The organism is Psychrobacter sp. TB55-MNA-CIBAN-0194 (assembly GCF_040309505.1).
Taxonomy (GTDB): Bacteria; Pseudomonadota; Gammaproteobacteria; order Pseudomonadales; family Moraxellaceae; genus Psychrobacter; species Psychrobacter fozii.
Map to the genome: position 1 here is coordinate 1 of NZ_JBEOOW010000662.1, position 244 is coordinate 244.

The 244-nt window shown below is 48.8% G+C and carries 1 pseudogene; it reads left to right on the top strand.

From position 1 onward, the window contains the following. Positions 1-244: pseudogene (locus AAEY75_RS16660) on the top strand (LD-carboxypeptidase); the annotation flags it as partial.

Here is a 244-nt window from a genome sequence, read left to right on the forward strand (position 1 = left end):
CAAAAAATCTAACCGGCACTATGTGGGGTGGCAATCTAAGCGTGGTATCGGCGCTGGCAGGTAGTGAGTATTTGCCACGTATTGCTGGCGGTATCGTATTTTTAGAAGACGTCGGCGAGCAAGCTTACCGCATCGAGCGCATGCTCTATGATTTGTATTTGGCAGGGGTGTTTAAAGGTCAGCAAGCGATTGTATTCGGTGCGTTATCGGGTAGCGGTGAGGACAGTTATGATAAGCGTTATGA